At 70.7% G+C, this 25,786-nt stretch carries 19 protein-coding genes and 2 tRNA genes; 4 read left to right on the plus strand and 17 right to left on the minus strand.

Going from position 1 to position 25,786, the window contains the following annotated elements:
* Window positions 1-175: 175 nt before the first annotated feature.
* Entirely contained in the window at window positions 176-574 is a 399-nt protein-coding gene (locus ACQP1K_RS23380) for a hypothetical protein (RefSeq protein WP_433497834.1), read from the plus strand.
* Between the two features lie 26 nt (window positions 575-600).
* Here the strand turns inward: ACQP1K_RS23380 and ACQP1K_RS23385 are convergent, their stop codons facing one another.
* A complete protein-coding gene (locus ACQP1K_RS23385) occupies window positions 601-2,220 on the minus strand; it encodes an ABC transporter substrate-binding protein (protein WP_433497835.1) in 1,620 nt (539 codons plus the stop codon).
* 237 nt (window positions 2,221-2,457) lie between these two features.
* Here ACQP1K_RS23385 and ACQP1K_RS23390 point away from each other — a divergent pair, with 237 nt between their 5' ends.
* Complete coding sequence (locus ACQP1K_RS23390) at window positions 2,458-4,410, plus strand: sensor histidine kinase (protein ID WP_433497836.1); 1,953 nt, start codon at window positions 2,458-2,460, stop codon at window positions 4,408-4,410.
* On the plus strand, window positions 4,407-4,778 hold the full coding sequence (locus tag ACQP1K_RS23395; RefSeq protein ID WP_433497837.1) for a DUF742 domain-containing protein: 372 nt from the start codon (window positions 4,407-4,409) through the stop codon (window positions 4,776-4,778). Before ACQP1K_RS23390 ends, ACQP1K_RS23395 begins: the two co-directional genes overlap by 4 nt.
* Window positions 4,779-4,799: 21 nt before the next feature.
* Here the strand turns inward: ACQP1K_RS23395 and ACQP1K_RS23400 are convergent, their stop codons facing one another.
* The 16 genes from ACQP1K_RS23400 to ACQP1K_RS23475 form a co-directional block, all read right to left on the minus strand.
* Entirely contained in the window at window positions 4,800-6,512 is a 1,713-nt protein-coding gene (locus tag ACQP1K_RS23400) for a hydantoinase B/oxoprolinase family protein (RefSeq protein WP_433497838.1), read from the minus strand.
* Window positions 6,509-8,554, minus strand: coding sequence for a hydantoinase/oxoprolinase family protein (locus tag ACQP1K_RS23405; RefSeq protein ID WP_433497839.1), 2,046 nt, complete (start codon window positions 8,552-8,554; stop codon window positions 6,509-6,511). The genes ACQP1K_RS23400 and ACQP1K_RS23405 overlap by 4 nt, the downstream gene beginning before the upstream one ends.
* 42 nt (window positions 8,555-8,596) lie before the next feature.
* Window positions 8,597-10,114: a helix-turn-helix domain-containing protein gene (locus tag ACQP1K_RS23410; RefSeq protein WP_433497840.1), complete on the minus strand. Its 1,518-nt coding sequence runs from the start codon at window positions 10,112-10,114 to the stop codon at window positions 8,597-8,599.
* Window positions 10,098-11,093: an ABC transporter ATP-binding protein gene (locus ACQP1K_RS23415; RefSeq protein WP_433497841.1), complete on the minus strand. Its 996-nt coding sequence runs from the start codon at window positions 11,091-11,093 to the stop codon at window positions 10,098-10,100. The genes ACQP1K_RS23410 and ACQP1K_RS23415 overlap by 17 nt, the downstream gene beginning before the upstream one ends.
* Complete coding sequence (locus ACQP1K_RS23420; protein WP_433497842.1) at window positions 11,090-11,926, minus strand: ATP-binding cassette domain-containing protein; 837 nt, start codon at window positions 11,924-11,926, stop codon at window positions 11,090-11,092. The genes ACQP1K_RS23415 and ACQP1K_RS23420 overlap by 4 nt, the downstream gene beginning before the upstream one ends.
* A gap of 19 nt (window positions 11,927-11,945) precedes the next feature.
* Window positions 11,946-12,824, minus strand: a complete 879-nt coding sequence (locus ACQP1K_RS23425) for an ABC transporter permease (protein ID WP_433497843.1) — start codon at window positions 12,822-12,824, stop codon at window positions 11,946-11,948.
* The gene (locus ACQP1K_RS23430; RefSeq protein ID WP_433497844.1) at window positions 12,821-13,837 is read right to left on the minus strand and encodes an ABC transporter permease; all 1,017 of its coding nucleotides are present in this window, start codon (window positions 13,835-13,837) and stop codon (window positions 12,821-12,823) included. The genes ACQP1K_RS23425 and ACQP1K_RS23430 overlap by 4 nt, the downstream gene beginning before the upstream one ends.
* A gap of 3 nt (window positions 13,838-13,840) precedes the next feature.
* The gene (locus ACQP1K_RS23435; RefSeq protein ID WP_433497845.1) at window positions 13,841-15,481 is read right to left on the minus strand and encodes an ABC transporter substrate-binding protein; all 1,641 of its coding nucleotides are present in this window, start codon (window positions 15,479-15,481) and stop codon (window positions 13,841-13,843) included.
* A 38-nt stretch (window positions 15,482-15,519) separates the two neighbouring features.
* Entirely contained in the window at window positions 15,520-17,055 is a 1,536-nt protein-coding gene (locus ACQP1K_RS23440) for a hydantoinase/oxoprolinase N-terminal domain-containing protein (RefSeq protein WP_433497846.1), read from the minus strand.
* A complete protein-coding gene (locus tag ACQP1K_RS23445; protein WP_433497847.1) occupies window positions 17,052-18,122 on the minus strand; it encodes a DUF917 domain-containing protein in 1,071 nt (356 codons plus the stop codon). Before ACQP1K_RS23445 ends, ACQP1K_RS23440 begins: the two co-directional genes overlap by 4 nt.
* Window positions 18,123-18,338: 216 nt before the next feature.
* A tRNA-Met gene (locus ACQP1K_RS23450) sits at window positions 18,339-18,415 on the minus strand.
* Between the two features lie 115 nt (window positions 18,416-18,530).
* Window positions 18,531-18,604: transfer RNA gene (locus ACQP1K_RS23455), tRNA-Met, on the minus strand.
* 106 nt (window positions 18,605-18,710) lie between these two features.
* Complete coding sequence (locus tag ACQP1K_RS23460) at window positions 18,711-21,668, minus strand: UPF0182 family membrane protein (protein WP_433497848.1); 2,958 nt, start codon at window positions 21,666-21,668, stop codon at window positions 18,711-18,713.
* Window positions 21,669-21,818: 150 nt separating this feature from the next.
* Window positions 21,819-22,862 (minus strand): YlbL family protein, encoded by a 1,044-nt coding sequence (locus ACQP1K_RS23465; protein WP_433497849.1) that lies wholly within the window; start codon window positions 22,860-22,862, stop codon window positions 21,819-21,821.
* Window positions 22,863-22,890: 28 nt separating this feature from the next.
* Entirely contained in the window at window positions 22,891-23,316 is a 426-nt protein-coding gene (locus ACQP1K_RS23470; protein WP_433497850.1) for a molybdenum cofactor biosynthesis protein MoaE, read from the minus strand.
* 41 nt (window positions 23,317-23,357) lie between these two features.
* Window positions 23,358-24,428 carry an NAD-dependent epimerase/dehydratase family protein gene (locus ACQP1K_RS23475; RefSeq protein WP_433497851.1) on the minus strand — a complete coding sequence of 357 codons (1,071 nt, stop codon included), beginning with the start codon at window positions 24,426-24,428 and terminating at the stop codon, window positions 23,358-23,360.
* 82 nt (window positions 24,429-24,510) lie between these two features.
* Here ACQP1K_RS23475 and ACQP1K_RS23480 point away from each other — a divergent pair, with 82 nt between their 5' ends.
* Window positions 24,511-25,779, plus strand: a complete 1,269-nt coding sequence (locus ACQP1K_RS23480; RefSeq protein WP_433497852.1) for a zinc-dependent metalloprotease — start codon at window positions 24,511-24,513, stop codon at window positions 25,777-25,779.
* The last annotated feature ends 7 nt before the right edge of the window (window positions 25,780-25,786 follow it).

Consider the following 25,786-nt stretch of genomic DNA (forward strand, 5'->3'; position numbering starts at 1 on the left):
GACGATCTCGCGACGAGGGGCTTCCCGGTCGCCGGCGGTCTCCTCCACGGATCCGTCTCCCCGCGCAACCCGATGTCAAGCCGACCGCAATCGCCCCGCGTTACGAACAGCATGCGAGGGTCTCCGCTCGGCGCCAACCCGGCCGCCCGGACTCTCGCCGGTGGAGGTGGCCATCATGACGCGGTCTGAGTTCGACGATATTCGTGAGCACATCGCGGCCGAGGGCAGGCGCCCGGGCGGTGACCTGCTTCAACTCGCCGGTGAGCTAATCGACGACCTTGAGCAGGTCCGCACGCGGGAGGCCATGCTGCGCTCCTACTACCTCCGGCTGCTGACCGCCGCCCGGGCCACCGTGGCCGCGGAGGTCGCCGGTGACCCCGCACCGCTGACGTTCCTGATGCACGAGCTCGCCAAGCACGGCCAGCTGCCTACGGAGGAGCAGGTCGAGCACGTCCTCGCCGACGCCGGCAGGACACAGGCCCTGATGCCGTCGCCGGACGAACCCGCCAGGCGTGGCCCCCGACAGGCGGCGCGCCGCTACTGCGCGGGCATGGGCCGCAGGCTCAGAGGCTGACCGATCTCCGTCACGACCGGACGCCGTCACGCGCTCGGAATGAGCTGATGCACGAAGACGACGTTGGGGTAGGCCGGATTGTCGGTGTAGCCGCTGACGTTGCCGAGGTAGGCCCGCTGGTAGTTCACCACCCAGGGCGCGGCGACGACGGCGTGCTTGTCGATCAGATCCTTCTGCAGCTTGGCGTACTCCTTCTGCGCGGCCTCGCGGTCGGTGGCCAGCAGTGACGGGAGCCTGTCGATCCGCTGGTCGATGTCCTTGTTCTTCAGATACGTCAGGTTGAAGGACACCGGTTCCGCGCTGTGGAACACGTTGAGGAACCACGAGTAGGCGTCGGCGTAGTCGGGCCACCAGTACATGACCAGAATGTCCTGACGCTTGGCCGGGTCGGCCGATTTGGCCTGGTTCCACTGCGCGTTCCACTGCATCGCTCTGGCCTCGACCCTGATGTTGAGCTCGCTCAGGGTCTCGGTGAGCAGCGTGACGAGCAGATGCTCGTCGTTGTCGCCCTGGGCGTACGTGAGCGTGAGCCGCAACTCCTGGCCGCCCGGGCCGTACCCGGCCTCCTGCAGAAGCGCCCTCGCGCCCTCCAGGTCCTGGCTCGGCCGCAGACCGGGAACGTGACCGAGCAGTCCTTCGGGGACCAGGCCGGCCGCCGGGGCGCCCGCTCCCTTCAGCGCCGCGATCACCCCGTCGTAGTCGATGGCCTTCTGCACGGCCTTGCGCAGCCGCACGTCAACGAGCGGGCCTGAGGCGGTGTTGAAGAGCACGAGCATGTTCTGGAACGACGGCACCTGCAGCGTGCGGACGCCCGCCGTGGTCTTGGCCCGCTGGAACAGCGAGGGGTTGAGCCGCTGCACGAAGCTGACCTCGCCGCGCAGCAGAAGCCGCCAGGCAGTGTTCTGGTCGGGGACGGCGCGGTACTCGATGTTCTTGTAGTGCGGGCCGTCCCACCCGCCCCAGTAGTCGTCGAAGGCGCGCAGGACGAGTTCCTTCTCCCTGCCCTTGTGCCAGCTCGCCACCGTGTACGGCCCTGAGCCGGCGTCCCGCCCCTGCTGGAACCACTTCTTGAGGTCGCCGGAACCGGCCGCCTCGGTGTCGTAGATGTACGCGGCGTAATCGGAGGAGGCGATGAGGTCGAGCGGCGCCGGATATTTGAGCTTGAACTCCACGGTGAGCGGGTCGATGACGGTGATCTTCTGGACGGGGTCCCAGATGTACGCCGCGCCTTCGGCCATGCCCTTCGTCCGCTCGATGGAGGCCTTCACCGCGTCCGCGTCCACGGGGCGGCCGGTGTGGAAGACGACCCCGCTCCGCAGCGTGAACGTCCACGTCTTGCCGTCCGGCGACCCTTCCCACTTCTCGGCCAGGCGCGCGCTCGCCCGCCTGGTCAGCGGGTTGTAGACGGTCAGTGAGTCGTAGATGTTCTGCATCGCGATGATCTCGTTCGAGTACGAACTCGCCGGATCCCAGTCGGTGACGATGTCGAGGTTGTGCAGGTAGACGAATGTCGCACCCTTCGTCGAAGGCATCCCGGTGGAAGATCCGCCGGACGACATGCTGGACGGACCGCCGCGGCCCTCGCCACCGCCGCAGCCGGCGAGGGCCAGCACGGCCATGACTCCCAGAACGAGGAAACGGCGCATTGATGCGACTTTCTCTGTGACATGAGTTACCATGATCGAAGCTACTGCAAGATCATGATTAGATTTGATATTTCGTGACATACGGCGCAGGTCTCTCATTTGCACCATCGCGCTGATATTGTCGCTGGCTGTCCCAAGAGCTTCCCCGGAGCTCACGTCACCGCATCGGGACGAGGTGCCATGCGTCCTCGTAGGCGAGATCGGCCTATCAGGGTCAGGCTCATCGGCCTGCTCCTCGTGCCGCTTTTCTCACTGGTCGCACTGTGGGTGGTCACGGCGGGTGTGACCATCGGCGACAGCCTTCGCCTGCGCACCTATGACACCCTTTGGACCACGCTGCGGCAGCCCGCCGACAAGTTGATCGTCGAGCTTCAGCACGAGCGCCTCGTGACCACCCACTACCTCGGCAGGCCCGCCGATTCCAGGCGCGCCGAGATGAACACCCAGCGGGTGCGTACCAACGAGGCCCGGGACGACGTCCGGCGGCTGGCCCTGTCCGAGTCGTCCCGGGAGGCGACCACCCCGGCCATGCGCGCCCAGGTGGACGAGATGCTGGCGGGGCTGGACCGCCTGGACGAGATCCGCGGGGAGATCGACGAGGGGCTGTCCAACCGTCTGCGCGCGATCGAGACCTACAACCTCGTCAGCGACGGCATCTATCAGATGCACTACGGCCTGGCGATCATCGACGACATCCCGATCTACCAGCAGTCGCGGGTGGTGATCTCACTCGGATACGCCAAGGAGCTGCTGACCAGGGAGCAGGCCATCCAGGCCGCCGCCGCATCCTCCGGCGAGATGACCGATGAGGAGCGCAAGCTCTTCACCCAGCTCGTCGGCAACCGCCGATTCCTCATCAACCAGGCTCTGCCCGAGCTCGACGCGGACCTGCGGCAGATGCACGTCAACCTGATCACCACGCCGCTCTATCAGCGGCTGCGGCTGCAGGAAGAAAAGATCATCGCCGGGGATCGGATCACCGCCCGGAGCCAGCAGCTCTGGCAGGCCACCTCCGACGACCTGGCCGAGTCGTTCCAGAAGGCGCAGACGGAGGCCGGCAAACGCCTGGCCGAGCGCGCCGAGCCCATCGCCGACTCGATCCTGATGCGCGTCGGGATCGTCGGCGGCTGCGGCCTCCTCGCGGTGCTCGCCTCGATCCTCATCTCACTGCGCTTCGGCTCCCGGCTCTCCCGGGAACTTGCGGGTCTGCGGCAGGCGGCCCTGGACCTGGCCAACTCACGGCTGCCGCGCGTGCTGACCAAGCTCAAGAAGGGGGAGGACGTCGATATCGACGTCGAGGCGCCCCCGATCACGACGGTCGGCCGCACCAGCGAGATCCAGGACGTGGGCCGGGCGTTCTCCACGGTGCAGCAGACCGCGGTCGAGGCCGCGATCGGGCAGGCCCGGCTCCAGCGAGGCGTGAGCCAGGTCTTCCTCAACCTCGCCCGCCGGAGCCAGACCCTGCTGCACCGGCAGCGGACCCAGCTGCACAGCATGCAGCGCCACACCACCGAGCCGGAGACGCTCGAGGAGCTGTTCCGGCTCGACCACCTGACCACCCGAATGCGCCGCCACGCGGAGGGTCTGATCATCCTGTCCGGCGCCACACCCGGCCGGGCCTGGCGCAAGCCGGTTCCGATGTACGACGTGGTGCGCGGCGCCGCCGCCGAGGTGGAGGACTACGCCCGGGTGAACGTGTTCCCGATGGAGGATCACGCGCTCGACGGCAGCGCGGTGGCCGACATCATCCACCTCATCGCCGAACTGATCGAGAACGCGACCGTCTACTCGCCGCCGCACACGTCCGTGACCGTACGCGGTGAGCTGGTCGGAACCGGCTTCGCCGTGGAGATCGAGGACCGGGGTCTCGGCATGACGCCGGACCGGCTGGCCGAGCTCAACGAACGTCTGGCCGACCCACCGGAGTTCGACCTCGCGGACACCGACCGAATGGGGCTGTTCGTCGTCGCCAGGCTCGCTGCCCGCAGGGAGGCCCGGGTGACGCTCCGGCCCTCGCCGTACGGAGGAACGACCGCAATCGTGCTCATTCCAGCCACACTCATCGTTGTCCCGAAGGACCCCGACCTCAAGCGCCTGGCTGAGGAGGAGGTCACGCCCGAGGACATCCTCCTCGCCTCCCACCGGCGGGGAGAACCGCAGACCGACAAGCCGGGCGAGGAGGGACCGTGACGGACCACATGCAGGACCAGTGGCTGGACGAGGAGGCGGGGCCGGTCGTCCCGGCCTATGCGCTGACCCGCGGCCGGGTCCAGCCGTCCAACAAGGCGATCGACCTCGTGGCCATCGTGACCGCGACCGGCGGGACGACCCCGGTCAGCCTCGACCCCGAGCAGTGGATGATCCTCAGCATGTGCGCCCGTCCCAAATCGGTGGTGGACATCGCGGCGGCGATAGATCTCCCGCTCGGCGTGGTCCGGGTGCTCGTGGGCGACCTCCACGAGCAGGGACTGGTGCAGGTGCGCCCGCCGGCGAACGTGTCCCGGCTGCCCAACGCCGGGATACTGAGCGAGGTCATCAGCGGCCTGCGCGCGCTGTGACCGCCGGCGCTCGCCCCGCCCTCACAGGGCGTGCGGATAGTGCCGGCGTGCGTGGTCTTCGGTGATGTAGCCCTCCCGCAGGTCGGCCAGCACGGCCTCCGGGTCGCGCTCGGCCGGCGGGCCGTACCCTCCGCCCGACCCGGTGCGCAGGTGCACGACCGAGCCCTTGGGCAGGAAGATCCGCGTCTTGAGCGAGAAGTCCTCGGACCGCCCGTCGGGATACTCCACGGTGAGCCGGTTCGGCCGGCCGGGCAGCCCACCGGCCAGCCCCCAGGGTTCGAGCGCCGTCCTGGCCAGGCCCGACGTCAGATACTGGTCCTCCAGAACCCGGAAGGAAAGATCCAGCCCGAGGCCGCCGCGGTGCCGTCCCGGGCCGCCCGAGTCCTCGGCCAGGGCCAGCCGCTCGATCCGCCACGGGTTTCTGGCCTCCCACACCTCCGCCGGGGTGAAGCGGGTCGCCGACTCGGAGATGTACATCAGCGCGCTCGCGCCGTCGCCGCTGGGCGAGGCGCCCTGCCCGACGGGATGCGGCGCGCCGTCCGCCCAGGGTTCGCCGGTCGCCTCCCGGTTTCCCCACCACACGAGCGCGTTGATGTCGCCGCCGCTCGCCGCGGGCACCGCGTCCGGCACGGCCTCCGCCAGCGCCCGGATGATCAGTTCGATCGCGTGGTCCGACGGGATGCCGTACATGAAGCACGGGGCCGGCCGCACCGGGTGGAAGAGCGAGCCGGTCCGGGTGATCAGCTCAAGGGGGCGGAAGTGGCCCTCGTTGGGCTGCTCGCCCGCGCCCGCGAGGAAGGCCACCGCGATCCGGACAGCGGCGACCGTGGACGGCAGCGGGCAGTTCACCGGACCGCCAACCTGGTCGGGGCAGTCGGTCAGGTCGACGGTCACCGACGAGCCGCTGACGGCGACCTCGACGCCGAACGGGATCGGCTCGCCGTTCACCCCGTCGGAGTCGATCACGCTGGAGGCCCGGTAGACGCCGTCGGGCAGCCGCTCGAACCAGCCGCGTACCAGCGCCTCACCGTGTGCGTACATCCGGGCGACGGACCGGCGGAACGTGTCGAGGCCGTGCCTGCGTACCAGTGCGGTCAGCGCCTCCGCACCCGTACGCGCCCCGGCCACCATCGCGTTGATGTCGCCGATGACCATCTCCGGCATCCGGCTGTTCGCCAGGATCATCCGGTAGATGTCGCTGACCAGGCGACCGGTGTCGTAGAGCTTGACCCCCGGGAAGATCGTCCCCTCCTGGTGGACGTCGACCGTGTCGGTGCAGTAGGGGTCCTTGCCGCCGATGTCGAGCCAGTGCGCCTTGATGGCGGAGTAGCCGACCAGCACGTCGTCGTGGAAGATCGGCACGATCATCGCCGCGTCCTGCGGGTGGGAGCCGGTGCCGTACGGATCGTTGTAGAGGATCACGTCGCCCGGGCCCAGCGCCCCGGGCCCGCCGACGCCGTCGACGGCCTCCCGTACGCAGAAGCCGAGTGTCCCCATGAACGCGGGCAGCGTCGGCGCCTGGGCGAGCATGCAGACGTCGGCGTCGTAGAAGGCGACGGCGAAGTCCAGCGCCTCGTAGATGATCGGGGAGAAGGCGGTGCGGATCAGCGACTGCTTCATCTGGTCGGCCGCGGCGTTCAGACCCTGCCGGATGATCTCCGTGGTGACCGGGTCGGCGCCCTCCGCCAGCCCCGGGTTCGCCTCGACGTAGCGGGTGCGTACGAGATCGCTCATCGACGGTCCTTCCGTTTGATCATCAGGCAGCCGCTCGGGTGCGCCTCGGCGGTGAAGCCCACGTCCACGTAGGTGGTCGCGGTGGGCTCCAGCACGAGTGCCGGCCCCTCCAGCGGGCCGTCCACCGCGGCTCGCCGCAGCACGGGGGCGTCGGTCCAGGCCCGCCGCCGGAAGGACCAGAGGCGGGTGGCGCCGCGCGCCGTGTCACCCGTCGCCTGGGCGGGCACCGGCGGCCGGTCGGCGTCGAGCACCACCCTGGTGGTGGCCCGCACGGTGACCACCTCGAGCGGGTCGGGCAGCCGGTGGCCGAACGTCCGGTGGTAGGCGTCGGAGAACCTGGCGGTGATGTCCGCGACGTCGTCACGCCCCGGACGCATCGGGATGGTCAGCGTGTGCTCCTGCCCCCGGTGGCGCAGGTCCAGGTCGACCTCGCGGACGGCGTCATCGGCGGCCATCCGTTCGAAGAGGGCGTCCGCCAGCCGTTCGATCATCGGCAGCGTCTCGCCGTCCAGGGGCCGCACCAGCGTGCGGGCCGCCGAGCGGACGATGTCCGCCTGGACCAGTCCGACCGCCGAGAAGTTGCCGGCGTTGGGCGGGACGATCACCGTGTCCGCGTCGAGCTCGTCTGCCAGCAGGCAGCCGAACAGCGGCCCGGCGCCGCCGAAGGCGACGATGGCGGCCCCGCGCGGGTCCACCCCCCGCTCGACCGTGACCCCGCGCACGGCCTGCGCCATGTGGGCGGAGGCGATCCTGATGACGCCTTCCGCCGCCGCGTCGACGCCCTCGATCCCGGCCGTCCCGGCGGCCCCGGCGGGCGGTGTGAGCGGCTCGGCCAGCGGCGCGAGCGCCCGCGCGGCCGTCTCGGCCGACAGCGATATCCCGCCGGAGATGTGACCCACGGGGATCATCCCGAGGTGCAGCGCGGCGTCCGTCACGGTCGGCTCGGTCCCGCCGCGCAGATAGCAGGCGGGCCCGGGGTCGGCGCCGGCGCTGCGCGGCCCGACCCTGAGCAGGCCGCCGGGGTCGACGTAGGCGATCGATCCGCCGCCCGCGCCCACCGACCGCACGTCCGCCCAGGGGCTCTGCAGCGGCAGGCCGACGACCTCGCCCTGGAACAGCAGCGGCAGCCGGCCGTCCTCGATCAGGGCGGTGTCGAAGCTCGTGCCGCCCACGTCGGCGGCGATGGCCGTACCGACCCCGAGGGAAGCGGCGAGCCTCGCCGTGGCCACGGCGCCGGCGACCGGGCCGGACAGGATCGTCTCGAACGGCCTGGCCACCGCCTCGTCCAGCGTCAGCGCGCCGCCCCCGGACCGGGTGACGAGCAGCCGCCCGGTGAAGCCGCGCGCCCGCAGCTCGCGGTCGAGGTTGTGCAGGTAGGGACCCATCCGATGGCGGACGAGGGCGTCCACGACCGTGGTGCAGGTCCGCTCGTACTCCCGGTACTCCCCCGAGATCTCGTGCGACAGCGAGATCGGCCCGGCGAACCCCGCGTCCCGGAGCGACCGCGCGACCAGCAGCTCGTGCCGGGCATTGGCGTAGGAGTTGACCAGCACGACGGCGACGGCGTCGACCCCCTCGGCCTGGAACAGTCGTGCGGCCCGCAGTACGTCCGCCGGATCGAGTTCGCGTACGACGCCGCCGTCGGCCGCCACCCGCTCGGCGACCTCGGCCCGCAGCCGCCGGGGCACGAGGGGCGGCGGCGGGGTCCAGAACAGGTCGTAGGGGTCGTCGCGGTCACCCCGCCGGATCTCCAGCACGTCGCGGAAGCCCGCTGTCGTGACCAGGCCGACGACCGCGCCGGTTCTCCTCGGTCCGGTGGATTCGAGCAGCGCGTTGAGCCCGACCGTGGTGCCGTGCACGAAATGGGCGCAGCGGGCGAGCAGCTCCGCCGGGACGGCGGCGTCCACGGCGGCGAGCACCCCCAGCTCCGGGGCCCGCGGCGTGGTCGGCCGCTTGGCGACCCTGATGTCGCCGGTCGCCGCGTCGTGCAGGACGAGATCGGTGAAGGTGCCGCCGACGTCCACTCCGATGACCGTTGTCATGCCTGCAAAGTAGAACCCGGCGCCGGCCGCGTCGATGTGCCCTCACGACGACGCCGACGGCCCCGTTGTCCCGGGAAGACACTCGTGCTCGAGCACGACATGGCAGGCGATCTGCAGGGCGAAGCGGGTCTGCGGGTCCGACAGGTCGGCCTTCAGCACCTCGGATATCCGGCGGATCCGGTGAGCCACCGCGTTGGGGTGCAAATTGAGCAGCTCGGCCGCCCGGACCCTGGACCCCCAGCTGTCCAGGTACGCCTTGAGCGTGGGGACCGCGTACGGGCTGAGCGAGCCGAGACCGCCGAGGGGTGCCAGCATGTCGCGTGCCGTCACCACCGCGCTCTCGCTGCCGCTGAGTTCGGCGAGGATCGCGTTGGCGCCCAGGCGGTCGAACCTGACCACTTCTCCGGCGCGTGCCCTGCCGGCCGCGGCGCGGGCCTGCGATGCCGTACGGCGCAGCCCCTCCGCGCCCGGACGGAAGGTCCCGATTCCGATGCCTCCCGCACCCGCCGCACCCGGCAGCGTGGCGTCGGACAGCGCGTCGGTGAACGGTCCGTCCCCGTCCCGGCTCGGCGGCTCGTCGGTCGTGAGGATCACGAGCAGACCGTCCTGCCAGCGGGTGACGATCGGCGGCGCGCTCAGCTCAGCCGCGCCGGACATCCCCGCGATCATGCGGCGGACCCGGCGTGCGGCGTCGTCCCCGCGCGTGCGCCGCGCGGTTTCGTCGATCTGCCGGTCGGGCCGCCGGGCCCAGGCGTCGGCCGGGGTCTCTCCGCCCGCCGCGCCGTCGCGGAGGAAGACGGCGACGTGCCGGCCGTCGACCGGCACGCCCTCGTGCCTGGCGCGGCGGGCGGCGGCCCGCACCTCCTTGGTCCCCACGCGCAGCAGGGCCAGCAGCGCCAGCTCGCGGGCCCGTTCCGCGGCGCGCGCCGCCGCGCGCACCCGGCCGAGCGTGGTGGCGACCACCCGGGCGACGATGGCAGCGGCCGGGTCCTCGCCGTCCCAGCACACGTAGCCGTCCGGCCGCCCGTCCACGCGGATCACCGCGGTGTTCGCGGCGGGCTCCGCGATGTCGGCCACGCCGTACTCGACGCCGATCGAAGCGGAGGCCGTACGCAGGATGTCCCGTTCCGCCGCGCCCTCCATCGCGCCGAGCCCATCGATCGCGTCGCGGGTGCGGCGCAGCAGTAGGTCGGGATCGGCCCGCAGGGTCGCACTGAGGCCGAGGACGGTGTCCGACAGCGGCCGGTCGGACGCGCCGGTCAGCAGGGCCACCCCCACCCGCCGCGCCAGCTCCACGATGTCCGGGGACGTGCCGGACGGGCCGGGCAGCACGATCGCGGCGAGGCGTCCCCGCCCGGCCACGCGCAGCGCGCCCAGCACGTCACAGCCTCGCATGGCGTTGCGCGACAGGATCGCGAGCGCCCCGGGCGGGGCCGACTCCAGATCGCGCGTCTCGTCCACCAGCACGACGCTTTCGACCGACCTGGCGTCCCAGGGTCCGGCCACCAGCGTCAGGCGGCGGCCCGCCGACGTCCTGAGCAGGTCACTGACGTGGCGCATGGCCCGCCCGTTCCAGCACGTCCTCGGCCCGGTGACAGGCGACCCGGCGGCCCGCCACCTCGCGGGACTCCGGAGGCTCCTCGCGGCACCGGTCCGCCGCCAGCGGGCAGCGCAGCCGGAACGGGCAGCCGGTCTCGGCCGGCGCTGCCTCGGTCCGTCCGCCGGCGCGCGGCGGCTCGCCGCCGAGCCGGGGAACGGCGTCGCGCAGCACCAGCGTGTACGGATGGGCCGGCCGGACCAGCAGGTCGCGGGTGGGCCCGGACTCGACCACCCGCCCGGCGAACAGCACGTGCGACGTACGGCACAGCCGGTCGACGACGCCGAGGTTGTGCGTGATCAGCAGGTGGCCGAGGCCCCGTTCCGCGGCCAGCCGCTCCAGCAGGTCGAGGATCCTGGCCTGCACGGTCACGTCGAGCGCGCTGGTCGGTTCGTCGAGGACCAGCAGCCGGGGTTCGACGGCGAGGGCCCTGGCGATGGCGACGCGCTGCCGCTGACCGCCGGACATCTGGTGGGGCCGGCGGTCGGCGATCGCCGGGTCGAGGCCGACGTCGTCGAGCAGCTCGGCCACCCGCTCCCGCCGGCGATCGCGGGTGATCCGGTGGTGGGTGGTCAGCGCCTCCCCGATCGAGGCGGCCGCCGTCATGCGGGGGTCGAGGGCCTCGCTGCCGTCCTGGAAGACCGGCTGCACGGCGCGGCGGAACTCGGCGCGTCCGCTCCGGTCGAGTGCGGCCAGGTCGCGCGAGCCGTACCTGATCGTGCCCGAGCGCGGCCGCAGCAGGCCGAGCAGGGCACGGGCGAGCGTGGTCTTGCCCGAGCCGCTCTCACCGATCAGCCCGACGCCGCCCTCGTCGACGGCCAGGCTCACCTCGTGGACCACCGCCGTCGCGCCGTACGCGAGCGTCACCCGGTCGGCCCCGAGCACAGCGGATCCGGGCACAGCGGATCCGAGCACGGCGGATCCGGTCTTCCCGCCGGTCATCGCTCCTCCTCACGCGCGGTCTCCCCGGTTCCGGGCGCGTGGAATTCCGGGAGCGCAGGCACGGCGGCGACCAGCTCGCGCGTGTAGGCGTCGCGCGGCCGGTCGAACACCTCAGCGGCGGGCCCGCTCTCCACCACGGCGCCGTCCCGCATCACCAGCACCCGGTCGGCGATCGTGGAGACCAGGGCGAGGTCATGGGAGACGAGCAGTACGGCCAGGCCACGCTCGTCGCGCAGCCGCCGCAGCACGGCGACCACCTCGGCCTGCACGGTGACGTCGAGCGCGCTGGTCGGCTCGTCGGCCAGCACGATCTCGGCACCGAGGGCGATCGCGATCGCGATCGCGAACCGCTGGGCCTGCCCGCCGGAAACCTGATGGGGGTAGCGCCGCATGATCTCGGCGTCGAGCAGCACGGCCTTGACGGCCTCGGCCGCCCGAGATCGCCCGGCCGCGCCCCTGACGCCGTGGTGGGCGAGCGCGCGGCGCATCAGCGTGCCCAGGCGCATGGTCGGGTTGAGTGCCGCCTGCGGGCTCTGCATGACGAGAGCGGCCCGCGAACCGCGGACGCGCCGCAGCTCACCGGGGCCGGCCGCCGTCACATCGACCCCGCAGACGGCGATTTCTCCGGAGACATCGACATCGCGTGCGCCGGTCTCCCGATCGTCGCCGACGAGGCCGAGCACGGAGAGCAGCGTCGTCGTCTTGCCCGAGCCGCTCTCTCCGACGATCGCCACGCACTCGCCGGCGCCGACGTCCAGCTCGGGCACGGAGGCGATCACCCGGTCGCCGATCCGGACCACGAGATCCCTGACCCTGATCAACTCGCCGTCCATCGCCGGACCGCTCCTCCACTCATCGCGCCAGCCTCGCTCTCAGCCCCTCGCCCAGCACGTTGAACGCGAACGCGGTGATCAGGATGGCGAGTCCGGGGTACGTCACCACCCACCAGTTCGTGGTGAACAGCGACTGTCCCTGCTGCACCATGAGACCCCACTCCGAGGTCGGCTCGTGCGCGCCCAGCCCAAGGTACGACAGGGCGGCCGCGGTGAGGATCACCCCGCCGCCGTCGAGGGAGAGCTGGACCAGCACCGGCGTCAGCGAGTTCGGCAGCACGTGCCGGAAGACGATCAGCGGGGCCGGCACGCCCAGGCAGCGGGCCGCGTCGACGAACCCCCGGGTCGTGACCGAGGCGGCGACCGACGCCGTGAGCCTGGCGTACCAGGGCCACCAGGTGACCGCGATGGCGACGATCACCGTCGTCACGCTCGGCTGGAGGACCACGGCCAGCGCGAGCGAGAGCAGCAGTGCGGGGAACGCGAGGAACACATCGGTCACCCGCATGATCACGTCGCGGATCCAGCCCCCCGCGTAACCCGCGACCACGCCGAGCGCCACGCCCACACCACCCGAGATCACCAGCACCGCGACGGCGATCAGCAGCGAGGTGCGCGCGCCGTACAGGACCCGGCTGAGCACGTCGCGCCCGACCTGGTCGGTGCCGAACCAGTGCTCGGCGCTCGGCGGCAGCAGCGCCTCCAGCGGATGGGTGGCCGAGCCGCCGTCCTCGGGATAGGGGGCGATCCACGGGGCGAGCAGCGCGGCGAGCACGATGAGCGCCAGGAGCACGGCGCCGGCCACCGCGAGCCGGTCCACCCCCGCCGGCAGTCTCAGCGGCGTACGGCGCAGCGCGGGCGGGGCCGCGCCGGTCCCCGGGGCGACCGGCGCGGTCACCGGGCCCTCGCTCTCGGGTCGATCACGCCCTGCAGCAGGTCGACGGCGAGGTTGGCGACGACGTAGAGGGCGGCCACGAGCAGCGTGACCCCGGCGATCGCCGGGGTGTCGAGGGTGCGGATCGAGTCGGCGGCGTACCGTCCGAGTCCCGGCCAGTTGAACACGGCCTCCACGAGGAATCCGTTCACGATCGAGTAGGCGAAGACGAGCGCGATCAGCGAGAGCACCGGGTTCAGCGCCGGGCGCAGCGCGAACCGGGTCAGCACGGCGGTCTCCCCGAAGCCGAGCGCGCGTTCCATCCGGGCGTGGTCGCGGGCCGACTCCTCGATGAGAGCGGCCCGGGTCATCTGAGCGATCACGCCCGCCGGGTAGGCGGCGAGAACCAGCGCGGGCAGCACGAGGTGGTGCAGGGTGCTGGTCAGGATCGGCCAGTTGCCGGTGAACAGGGCGTCCACGGCGGTGATGTTCGTGTAGACGCGCAGGGGACTGGTCTGGTCGAGGCTCGTGTCGTACTCCCCGGCGATGGGGAACCAGCCCAGACCACTGCCGAAGATCGTCTGCAGGGCCAGCGCCATCCAGAACACCGGCACCGAGACGGCCAGCATCGACGAGAGCCGGACCGACAGATCGGGCAGCCGTCCCCGGTAGCGAGCCGCCGCGATGCCCAGGGGGATCCCGGCCGCCACCGCGATGATCAGTGCGGCGGCCACCAGCTCGAACGAGGCGGGGAAGGCCAGGAACAGATCGTCGCGCACCGGCTGCTTGGTGTGCAGGCTGGTGCCCCAGTCACCGGCGATCAGGTCGCGGACGTAGTTCCACAGCTGCACCGGCAGCGGGTCGTCCAGCCCGAACCGCCGCCGCGCCGCGGCCAGCTCGTCCGGCGATGCCCTCGGTCCCGCGTAGGCGACGGCCGGGTCGCCCGGGACCAGGCGCATGATGACGAACGTGAGGGTGACCACGCCGGCCACGACCAGGGCGGCCTGGCCGAGCCGGCGGATCAGGTACCGCGACATGCCTCAGGCGCCTGGCTTGAGGTCGTGGACGAACACGACGTTCGGGTAGGCGGGGTTGTCCACATATCCCTGCACCGACGTGGCGAAGGCGCGCTGGTAGTTCTGCACGTACGGCACGGCCACCGCGGCCCGCTCATCGATGATCTTGTTCTGGACCTCGGCGTACGCCTTCTCAGCGGCGTCCCTGTCCGTCGCCGTCAGCTGGGGCAGCTCGTCGATCTGCTTGTCGATCGCGTCGTCCTTCAGGTAGGAGAGGTTGAAGGACACCGGGTCCTCGCTGCGGAAGACGTTGACGAACCACGAGAAGGCGTCGGCGTAGTCCGGGTACCAGTACATGATGAAGATGTCCTGCCGCTTGGCCGGGTCCTTCGCCTTGCCCTGATCCCACTGGGTGGTCCACTGCAGCGGCTTGGCGGACAGCTTCACGTTCAGCTTGTCGAGGGCGGAGGACAGCAGCGTGACCAGCACCTCCTGGTCGCTGTCGCCCTGGGCGTAGGTGAGGGTCAGGTCGAGCTTCTTGCCGCCCGGGCCGTACCCCGCCTCCTTGAGCAGCGCCTCGGCGCCGGCGAGGTCCTGCTTCGGCGTCCGGTCGGGGGCGAAGCCGAGCAGGCCCTCGGGCACCAGGCCGCCGCCCGGGACCGCCGCGCCCTTGAGCGCCGCCACCAGGCCGTCGTAGTCGATCGCCTTCTGCATGGCCCGGCGCAGCCGGACGTCCTTCAGCGGGCCGCTCTGCGTGTTGAACAGCGTCAGCAGGTTCTGGAACGACGGCGTCTGGGCGGCCTGCACCGTGGGCGTGCTGTTCGCCTGGGCGAACAGCTGCGGGTTGAGCCGCTGCACGAACGACACCTCACCGCGCTTCAGGAGCTGCCAGGCGGTGGTGAGCTCGGGCGTGACCCGATAGGTGATCTTCTTGTAGTGCGGTCCGTCCCAGCCGCCCCAGTAGTCGTCGAACGCCTTCAGCGTGAGCTCGTTCTCCTTGCCCTTCTCCCAGGTGTCGATCGTGTACGGCCCCGAGCCGGCGTCGCGGCCCTCGCCGAACCACGTCTTGAGATCTCCCGAGCCGGACGCGGTCGTGTCGTAGACGTACGAGGCGTAGCCCGCCGAGGCCACCAGGTCGAGCGCGGTCGGGTAGTCGAGCGTGAACTCCAGCGTCGCCGGGTCCTTGGCCTCGATCTTCTTGACCGCGCCCCAGATGTAGGCCGCGCCCTCCCCGATCTCCATCGTGCGCTCGATGGCGGCCTTGGCGGCCGCCGCGTCCACGGGTCTGCCGGTGTGGAACTTGGCCCCCTGGCGCAGTGTGAACGTCCATTTCTTGCCGTCGGCCGAGGAGGTCCACGACGTCGCCAGCCGCGGCTCGGCCTGCTTCGTCCGCGGGTTGTAACGCGTCAGCGACTCGTAGATGTTCTGCATCGCGATGATCTCGTTCGAGTACGAGCTCGCCGGGTCCCAGTCGGTGACGACGTCGAGGTTGGGGACGTAGACGAACGTGGCGTCCGCCGCGCTCTGGGTGTTCTGCCCGTCCTGGGACGTACTCGGCTGTGCGTAGCCGTCGGAGCCGCGGACCTTGCCCCCGCCGCACGCCGAGGCGGTGAGGGTCAGGGCGGCCACGGCTCCCGCGGCGAGCAGACGCTTGTGCCAGCGCATGTGAGGGGGGTTCCTTTCTCTCGCCGGCCCTCCGGCCCTCATCGGGCCAGCGGCCCGGCGGCCTTTACTTGTAGGCGCACAGCGGGCTCAGACAGGTAGCTGAGCGGGATCTCGCTGAGCTCGACGATCTGAACCAGGGCGGGGTCTGCCCCGGCGGCGACGGCCCGGGCGGCCGCCTCCTCCTTGGCTTTTTCGATCAATCTAGCCCTGGTGTTTCCCTCTCCCCCGGTGGGGACGATCGTTTCGATGCGCCCGCTGGCGAGCGCGATCGCGGCGCCGACCGCGTTGGCCACCTCCGCGTGCTCCGGCCTGACCACCTCGCCGACGCCGGGGACCTCGGCAGCGAGCAGGAACGCGCCGCCGCCGACGGCGACGAGCGGACGGTCTCCCCTGCCGAGCGAGACCCGGTCCACCGCGTCCGCGACCAGTTCGTCCGCCGCACGTACGGCTCCGGCCAGATGGCCGAGCCACTCCTCGGGAACCGGGTGGGTCCCGACCTCGCCCCGGCCGGCCGCCACCGCCGCGTCGGTCATCGTCGGCGTCCGGCCGCCGAAGACCAGGGCCTCCCCGCCGATCCGGTAACCGACCGATCGGGGTTCCCGGCCGACGATCGTGCCGCCGCCCAGGGCGATCGACAGGATGTCGGGCATCCGGAAGTTGGTGGTGATCCCGCCGATCTCGACGGCCGCCGCCGACTCGCGCGGGAACCCGTTCGCGAGCACGCCGATGTCCGTCGAGGTGCCGCCCACGTCGGCGACGATCGCATCCCGCGCGCCGGAGAGGTACGCGGCGCCGCGCAGCGAGTTGGCCGGCCCGGAACCGATCGTGAGCACGGGATAGCGGGCCGCGTAGTCGACCGACATCAGCGTGCCGTCGTTCTGGGCGAAGAACGTCTCGACCACCAGGCCCCGCACGCTGAGCGCGTTCTGGAGCGCGATGGTGACGTCGCGGGCCACGCCGTACAACGCGGCGTTGAGGATGGTGGCGTTCTCCCGTTCCAGCAGTCCGAGCGAGCCGATCTCATGGCTGAGGCTCACCGGCACGTCGCCGAGCTCGCTCCTGACGACCTCGGCGACCCGGTTCTCGTGATCGGCGTCGGCGGGGCTGAACACCCCGGTGATCGCCACCGCGTCCGCCCGCGTCGCCTCGCTGAGGAACCGCTTGACCGCGTCCAGGTCGAGCGGGGCGATCTCGCGCCCGTCGACGAAATGCCCGCCCCGTACCATCGCCGTACCCGCCGCGACGGTCTCACGCAGATCATCCGGCCACTCGCTGAGCGGCGGCACCGACGTGGTCGCCGGGGCGCCCAGCCGCAGCACGGCGACCCGGCCGAGGGCGCGGCGCTCCAGGATGGCGTTGGTGGCGTGGGTCGTGCCGAGCATCACCCGTGTGACCAGGCGGGGATCGGGCAGTTCGGCGAGGACGGCGTCGAGCGCGGCGCGCAGACCCTCGGTCACGTCCGGGCTCGTGGGCCGTTTGGCCTTGGCCACGACCCGGTCGGCCTCGTCGATCGCCACGGCATCGGTGTTCGTGCCGCCGACGTCGACGCCGATCCGCAGACTCCGCTCGGTCATGAGTTGATCTTTTCCACGGGGAGATAGTCGAGATCGTAGCCGAACGCCCGCGGCCCGGCCGTTTCCAATCCTCTTGGCGTACGCCACAGCGGATCGCACGGCCAGGCCAGCACGGTCACCCGCTGGCCGTAACGCAGTCCCTCGGTCTGGATCGCCGTGGCCGACCGGGTGTCCACCACCGTGATCAGGTCGGGCACCATGGCGAGCACCCTGCCGTCCTCCACCGCGACGAGGTTCTCGTTCTGGATCTCCAGGATCAGGGTCCTGCCGCGGTCGTCACCGGTGCCCTCGATCACCGCGGTGCCCCGGGCGAACCCACCGGTCGTGCGCCGCTCCAGGTCGGTCAGCTTGCCGTCGATCAGCCGGGTCGCGCCGAGTTCCGCGCACAGCGCGGCGAGCGGGTCCTCCGCGCCGTCGGTGGCCCGGCCGATCGCGATCGCCCGGCTGACCGTGCCCTCGATCACCGCGCCCGCGCACTCGCCGGCGGTGAGGATGTAGTCCGCCATCAGCGCGCTCGATCCGGAGGCCACGCAGACGGCACGGGCGATCCGCTCCGACCACAGGCCGTCGATCGGGCGGATCGTCACGACGTTGCCGACGACGTCGGACATGATGACGAGGTCGGCCGGGATTCCCGCCACGTACATCGACACCATCTGAACCTCGGGGAACGCGCGGCCCATCGCGTCGGCGTCGAGCAGCGGCAGGCCGAGCCTGGCCGCCCAGGCCACCGGTGCGACCCCGTTGCCCCCGCCGATCTCCGAGGACATCACGGCGGCCGGCGACCTGCCGAAGATCCTCTCGATCTCCTCCCGGATCCGGACCGGCTCGTCCTCCGCGTGGATCATCTCGTGGCTCACGGTCGGGGCGCCGATCCCCGACAGCGGCAGCACGAGGGCGTCATCGGGCAGGTCTCGGAGTGCGATGAGCGGCACCTCTCCGTGCTCCCGGATCGCCCGGCGCGCGGCGATCGCTCCGGCGCGCACATCACCGCCGCCGCCCGTTCCGAGCACGGCGCAGCCCCGGGCCAGGGCCGTGACGTCGTCCAGTGAGATGCGGGCCTGCATGCGGGGAGCCTTCACCACTCCCCCGCACCGGCTCAATGTCGCCTTCCGACATAGATCGGCTTTTCGTTGTCGTACTACGACAATGTCCGGTCGCCGCGCCGGGAGGAGAGCACGATCCTCTTGAAGCCCGCTCCGCCGGCCCTTCGCTCCTCGGGTTCCGCTGACGCGGGTGCGGGCAGGGAAAAGGCCCGGAGGCGAGCCTCCGGGCCTTTCACTTGGTAGCGGGGACAGGATTTGAACCTGCGACCTCTGGGTTATGAGCCCAGCGAGCTACCGAACTGCTCCACCCCGCGTCGTTTTCTTGTAGTTCTACAATACCGCTCCAGCGCCCGGACATCAAATCGAATTCCCGGGAGATAGCGAAGGCCCCGGTTCCTCCAGGTCACCGGAGGTCGGGGCCTTCAAAAGTAGCGGGGACAGGATTTGAACCTGCGACCTCTGGGTTATGAGCCCAGCGAGCTACCGAGCTGCTCCACCCCGCGTCGGCTTCTTCAGCCTAACCGGGAAATGGACGAGAGGCAAACAGGCCCAGGAAGGCGGGAACCCCGCGCCGGAACGGCACGGGGTTCCCTCTCGGCGTCTCGCCCGTCATCCGCCGGGCGGGCTCGGACTGGGAGCCGCCCCGGGACTCTCACTCGGGCTCGCGCTCGGCGACGCGGTCGCGGCGGGCGTGGGAGCCGGTGAGGCCGCGGCCCGGCTGCTCTCCAGCCGGTTCAGCTCGTCCAGCGCCTCCTTGAGCGCCTGCTGGGCCTCGCCGTAATCTCCCCAGTTCGGCGTGTTGCCGGACAGGGCCTTCTGCGCGTCGGAGTAAGCCTGCTGCGCCTTCTGCAGCGCGCTCGTCAACGCCTTGTCGGTCTCGACGGGAGTCGTCTGCTTCTCGGGCTCGGCCGGCTGGTTCGGTTTCTCCGGCTGCTGCGGTTGCTCCGGCTGGGTGGCCTCTCCGCCGAACACCTGCCGCAGCGCTTCACCCAGCGTGTCGGCGAAGCCGACCTTCTCGCCGTACACGACGAGCACCTTGCGGAGTGTGGGGTACTTCCCGGAGGTCTCCGCCCGGGGCTGGACGTACACCGGCTCGATGTACAGCAGGCCTCCGCCGAAGGGCAGCGTGAGCAGGTTGCCGTAGAGCACCTCGGTCGCGCCCGAGTCGCCTCTCAGCAGGTTCAGCGCCTGGGAGACGGTCGTGTTGGAGTCGAACAGGTTCTGCGCCTGTGCCGGGCCCAGGATGGTCGTGGCACTCGGCAGCTGCAGGATCTCCAGGGGCGGTCTGGTCTCCTGCGCCGTGGCGTCGACGGCCATGAACGCGGCCATGTTCTGCCGCCCATTCGGGACGAAGGTGGTGGTGAGCGAGAACTTCTCGCTGCCCCCGGGCATCTTCATCGTCACGTAGTACGGCGGCTGCTTGCTCTTGCCGCTCGCGGGGTCCTCGGGCACCTTCCAGAAGTCCTGGGCGCCGAAGTAGGCGTCGGCGTCGGTGACGTGGTAGCTGGTGAGGATCTCCCGCTGCGCCTTGAACAGGTCGGCCGGGTAGCGCAGGTGGTTACGGAGATCAGGGGTGATCTCCGAGACCGGCTTGACGATCCCGGGGAAGACCTTCTCCCAGGTCTTGAGCACCGGGTCGGAGTCGTCCCAGGCGTAGAGGGTCACCGTGCCGTCGTAGGCGTCGACCGTCGCCTTCACGGCGTTGCGGATGTAGTTGATCTCGTCCCGCGGCACCTGGGGAATGCCCAGCCGGGTGGTCGAGATGTCGGTGGTCAGCGACTCCAGGCTCCGGCGCTGGGAGTAGGGGTAGGAGTTGGAGGTGGTGTAGGCGTCGACGATCCAGACGATCCTGCCGTCCACGATGGACGGATAGGGATCGCGGTCGAGGGTGAGGAACGGCGCGACCCGCTGGATGCGCTCGATCGGCTTGCGCAGGTAGAGGATCCGCGAATCCGGGTTGATGTTGGAGTTGAGCAGCAGGTTGGTGTCGCCGTACTTCATGGCGTAGAGCAGGCGCCGGAAGTAGTCGCCGACGGGGACGCCGCCCTTGCCGTCGTAGGTGTTGTTCTGCTGGCCGATGCCGCTCGAACTCTGCTGGGGGTAGTCGAGCTCGATCTTCGGTCCGTCCTTGGGCCCGCCGACGATGGAGTATTCCGGCGAGTTCTCTCCGAAGTAGATGCGCGGCTCATACTCGCCGAGGTCGCCCACCGGAGGGATGTCCTTCTCGTTGAACTCCGGCAGCCCGGTGCCGTCCACCCGGTTGCCCGGTGCGGCGACGAACCCGAACCCGTGGGTGTAGACCAGATGGCTGTTGATCCAGTTGCGCTCCCCCTCGGGCGGCAGCCCGATGTCGCGGACGGCCACGATCGTGTCCCTGATCTCGCCGTCGACCGGGTACCGATCGATGTCGAGCTGCTCGGGGAACTGGTAGTAACCGCGGATCTGCTGCTTCTGCTGGAAGGTGGACGACAGCAGGCTCGGGTCGAGCAGGCGCATCCCCGGAATGGACCGCGACTCGGCCTGCAGGACCGAGGGGTCCGCCTCCGTCTTGGCGCTGTACTGGGTGACCTTCGTATCGTCGACGCCGTACGCACTCCGGGTGGCGTCGATGTTGCGCTGGATGTAGGGGCGCTCCTTGGCCTGCTCGTTGGGCTTGACCTGGAACTGCTGGACGAGCGCCGGATAGACCCCGCCGATCAGCACCGCCGACAGGACCAGCATGCCGAGGGCCACGCCGGGGAACATCCCACCGGGCCGGACCACGCCGGCGAAGAAGATCACCGCACAGATCAGGGAGATGACCGCGAGGATGCCCTTGGCCGGCAGCACCGCGTTCACGTCGGTGAATGACGCACCGAACGCCTTGCCGCGTTCAGAGAAGACGAGGTCGTACCGGTCGAGCCAGTAGGCGACGGCCTTGAGCAGCACGAACACGCCGAGCAGCACCGACAGGTGGGTACGCGCCGCCCGGGTCGCGTGCACCCCGCCGGGGGACTGGATCCGGAAGCCGCCGTAGAGGTAGTGCACGATCGCCGCGGCGATGATCGACAGGATGACGGCCAGGAACAGGAAGTTCAGCACCATCCGCAGGAACGGAAGGACGAACATGAAGAACGACACGTCGAGGTGGAACTCGGGGTCCTTCTGGCCGAACTGCGTCCTGTTGACGAACTCCAGCCAGGTCTTCCACTGCCCGGCCACCGACGACCCGGTGAACAGCGCCAGGATCCCCATGCCTATCAGGAAGACCAGCCGTCGGTGAGGGTCGAGCGACATGCGGTAGCGGTCGGCCCCCTGCGCGGTGCCGAACATCCCCGGCCCGAACATCGGCCGGGTGCGGTGCGCCAGCACCACGTTGCCGCCGACGATGCCCACCATCAGCACGGCGCCCACGACGAAAAGCACGATCTGCGTCACGAGCAGCGTGGAGAACACCGACGAGAAGGCGACCGAGTCGTACCAGAGGTAGTCGGTGTAGATGGAAGCCAAGATCAGTAGTAAGACCACGATCGCCGCGACGGCGATCGTGACTGGAACGAGAAGTCGCGGCCGACGGGGCAAGCGCATCGCCCGTCCGGCTCCGGGGCTCCGGAAGCTCAACGCCCACCCCTTGTCTCAGAGCAAACGGTCCGTGTCTGGAAAACCTACACTGCGATACGGCCGATCGCGCTTCGCGCGTCCCCGGCCTGTGGAAAACTACCGTACGCCCACGACCGGTCACGCCGGGCAGGCGGGCAGATCCCGCCCGCCGGCACGCAGGGCGTCCATCGCGTCGATCGCCTCCTGCAGCGTCTCGACCTTGACCAGGCGAAGACCGGCGGGTACGGCCCGCACGGCGTCGGCGCAGTTCCCCGCCGGGGTGAGGAACACGGTGGCGCCCGCGTTCTTCGCACCCACCATCTTCTGCTCGACCCCGCCGATGGCCCCCACCTTGCCGTCGATGTCGATCGTTCCGGTGCCGGCCACCGCCTTCCCTCCGGTGAGCGCGCCGGGGGTCAGCTTGTCGTAGATGCCCAGCGAGAACATCAGCCCGGCGCTGGGCCCGCCGACCTGCCCCACGCTGATGTCGACCTTGAAGGGGACCTTGAAGTCGGCCTTCATGCGAACGCCGACCACGGCCCTTCCCTCCTTGTCCTCGACCGTGGGAACGGACACGTCGGTCGTGGTCTCCCCGCGCCTGATCGTGAACTCGACCTGCTCGCCGGGCTTGTGCCGCCGCACCGCCTCCGCCACCGACTCGAGACCGGCCGTCGCGACGCCGTCGACGGCGGTGATCTGGTCGCCGGCCTTCAGCCGGCCCTCGGCCGGCGCGCCCTTGTCGGTGGCGACCACCACGACCATCTTCTCCACCGGGATCTTGAGCGCGTTCAGCGCGGCGACCGTGGCCGTCTGCTGGGAGTCGGTCATCTCCTGGGTGTTCTGCTCCTCGACCTGCTTCGCGGTGGAGCTCCTCGGGAACAGCGTCTCCTCCGGCACCACGGCCACGGTCGGGTCGAGCCAGCCGCGCAGCGCGGTCACCAGGTCGAGCCGGTTACCCGGGCCTCCCTGATAGGCGACGGTGACCAGGCTCAGCTTGCCCTCGGTCGGGTACGTCTGACGACCCGAGATACTGATGACCGGCTTGCCCTTGACATCCCCGATGGTGTTCTCCGTGGGGCCCGGGCTCAGCGCGACGTACGGCACCGGCAGCATGGCGCCGATCACCGCTAGCAGAAGGGTGAGGAAGCCCGCAACCATCAGAGTCAGGGCGCGTCGGGACATGGACGAACTCTATGCGTTTCGAGACCCGTCAATCGCAGACGCCCACCCATTCGGCTTCCCCGTCGGCGAACACCTGGTGCTTCCAGATGGGAACCTCGTGCTTCAGGTCGTCGATCAACCGCCGGCACGCCTCGAAGGCCTCCGCCCGATGGGGACAGGCCGCGGCCACCACCACCGCGATATCGCCCAGCCGCAGGTCGCCCACACGGTGCACGGCCGCCAGGGCGGTCACCGGGAAGTCCGCGGCCACCTTCTCCGCGACCCGGCGGAGCTCCCGCTCGGCGGAGGGATGTGCGGAGTAGGACAGCAGCGTCACGGGCCTGCCCTGGTCCTGCTCCCGCACGGTGCCGACGAACACGCCCGTGCCGCCGGCCGCGTGGTCCCCCACCGCGCTCAGGACCTCGTCCACGGACAGCTCGGTGTCACGGATCCCCAGCAATCGGATAACGCCCATCCCACGAGACTAGTACGGCTTCGTCCGCGCGGCCCAGCCGATCAGGTCCGCCGCTTGCGGCGGGCGACGCGGACGATGGCGGCGGTGCCGATCACGGCGACCGTCGCGCCGGCCGCGGTGATCGTGGCCTCCTTGCCCGACAGGCGGCGGCCAACCACCGCGTGCCTGCCCTCGGACAGCTCCAGCAGCTCGCACAGGGCCGCCTCGTTGCTCCAGGCCGGCTTCCACCCGGCCGCGCGCAGCGCCGCGCAGTCCACCACCCAGGGGTAGACCACGTAATGCAGGTCGGCGGCGGGAGCCGGCGTGATGCCGAGCCGGTGCAGCCGCTGGGCGGTCCCGAAGGTCAGCCCGGCGGGCAGTTCGAACCGGCGCAGGCCGGAGATCTCCTCCACCTGGTCCATCTCCAGCCAGCCGTCCGAGCCGACAGCGACAGCGCCGGAGACCCGCCCCAGCGCGGCCGCTTCCAGCGCGGACACCAGATCGTCGATGTGGCAGAACTGCCAGCGCGGCAGGCAGCCCTTCACGACGAGCAGCCTCGGCGCCTCGAAATGGCGGGTGACGACCGTGTCGATGCCCGGCCCGACCAGGGCGGCGGGCCGCAGCACGGTCACCTCGAGGCCGGGGTGCGAGCGCAGCGACCGGCGCACCAGCGCCTCGATCTCGAGGTGATCGCCGATCACCCCGGTGTCCGACTCGGCCGTCACCGGGGCGTCCTCCTCCAGCGGCACCGGGTTGTCCGGGGCGGCGCCGTACACCATGGCGCTCGTGACCAGCACGACCCGCCGGACCCGCGCGGCCGCGCAGGCGGTGAGGACGGTCTGCGCTGCCCTGAGGTTGTAGCGGCGTCGCTCGGCGGGGTCGCCGTCCATCGACTCGTCGGTGCCCAGATGGACCAGGACGTCCACATCGGATATCCGGTTCGCCAAGAGCGGATCACGGATGTCGAGGACCCGCCAGGTGACGTCGGGAACGTCGCCGCGCTGGTCGTCGATGGCCACGACGCGGCGGAAATCCGCAGACGAGGCCACTCTCGCCAGGAACGCCCTGCCGATTCCGGACGCGGCGCCGGTGATGGCGACGACGGGCTGACGAAGGCGTTTTGAGGTAGGCACGAGGTCCTCACTTTGCACTGATCCGCCTCCCGGCGGATAACGTGGCGGTTGTGGACTCCTCCATCCTGCACGAGGTGGCGTGGTGACTGACCTGCCAGGTCGCGAAAACGACCCAAACGACAACCCGTTCGCCATGTTCGGCAGCCCGGAGCAGATGGCCGCGGCCATGCGGCAGTTCGCGGACATGCTGTCCGCGTCGGCATCGCCGGAAGCCGGACCCGTCAACTGGGAAATGGCGAAGAACATCGCACGGCACGCGGTGGTCGCCGAGGGCGATCCCAGTGTCATGGAGGGCGAGCGGCGCGAGGTCGTCGAGGCCCTCAATCTCGCGGACCTGTGGCTGAACGAGGTGACCGCACTGCCGAGCGGCGTGGCCGTCCCCCAGGCCTGGAGCCGTTCTGAGTGGATCGAGAAGACCGTCCCGGTCTGGAAGCAGCTGTGCGATCCGATCGCCGCGCAGATGGTGCAGACCATGGGCGGAACGCTCGGCGCGGCCGGGCTGCCGCCCGAGGCGGAGGCGATGGCCGGCCCGCTGATCGGCATGCTGCGGCAGATGGGCGGCATGATGGTCGGCCAGCAGATCGGCCAGGCACTGGGCACGCTCGCCCGCGAGGTGGTCGGATCGACCGACATCGGCCTGCCGCTGTCCGACTCGGCCGCGCTGCTGCCCGGCGGGATCGCCGCGTTCGGCCAGGGCCTGGAGACCCCCTCCGACGAGATCAGGCTCTACCTGGCCCTGCGCGAGGCGGCCCACCACCGGCTGTTCCAGCACGTGCCGTGGCTGCGTGCGCACCTGCTCGGCGCCGTCGAGGAGTACGCCAGGGGCATCACCGTAGACGTCTCCGCACTGGAGGAGAAGCTGCGGGGGCTGGACATCAGCGACCCGGCGCGCATCCAGGAGGTGCTGGGCGGCGGCGAACTGCTCAAGCCCGAGGAGACCGAACGGCAGAAGGCCGCGCTCGCCCGCCTCGAGACCGCGCTCGCGCTGGTGGAGGGCTGGGTTTCGACCGTGGTCGACTCGGCGGCCGCGGGCAAGCTGCCGTCGGCCGTCGCGCTCGGCGAGGCCGTACGGCGCCGCCGCGCGACCGGCGGGCCTGCGGAGCGGACCTTCGCGACGCTGGTCGGCCTGGAGCTGCGCCCGCGGCGGCTGCGCGAGGCGGCCGCGCTGTGGAAGGCCCTCGGCGACCATCGTGGGATCGACGGCAGGGACACGGTGTGGAACCACCCCGACCTGATGCCGACCACCGACGATCTCAACGATCCGGAGTCGTTCGTCAAGGGCGAGAACGCCTTCGATCTGTCCTCGCTCGACGAACCGGGCCGGGGTACGGACGACCAGACCGGCGAATAGCGGGCCG

Origin of the sequence: Sphaerimonospora sp. CA-214678, from assembly GCF_050942215.1 — a bacterium.
Taxonomy (GTDB): Bacteria; Actinomycetota; Actinomycetes; order Streptosporangiales; family Streptosporangiaceae; genus Sphaerimonospora.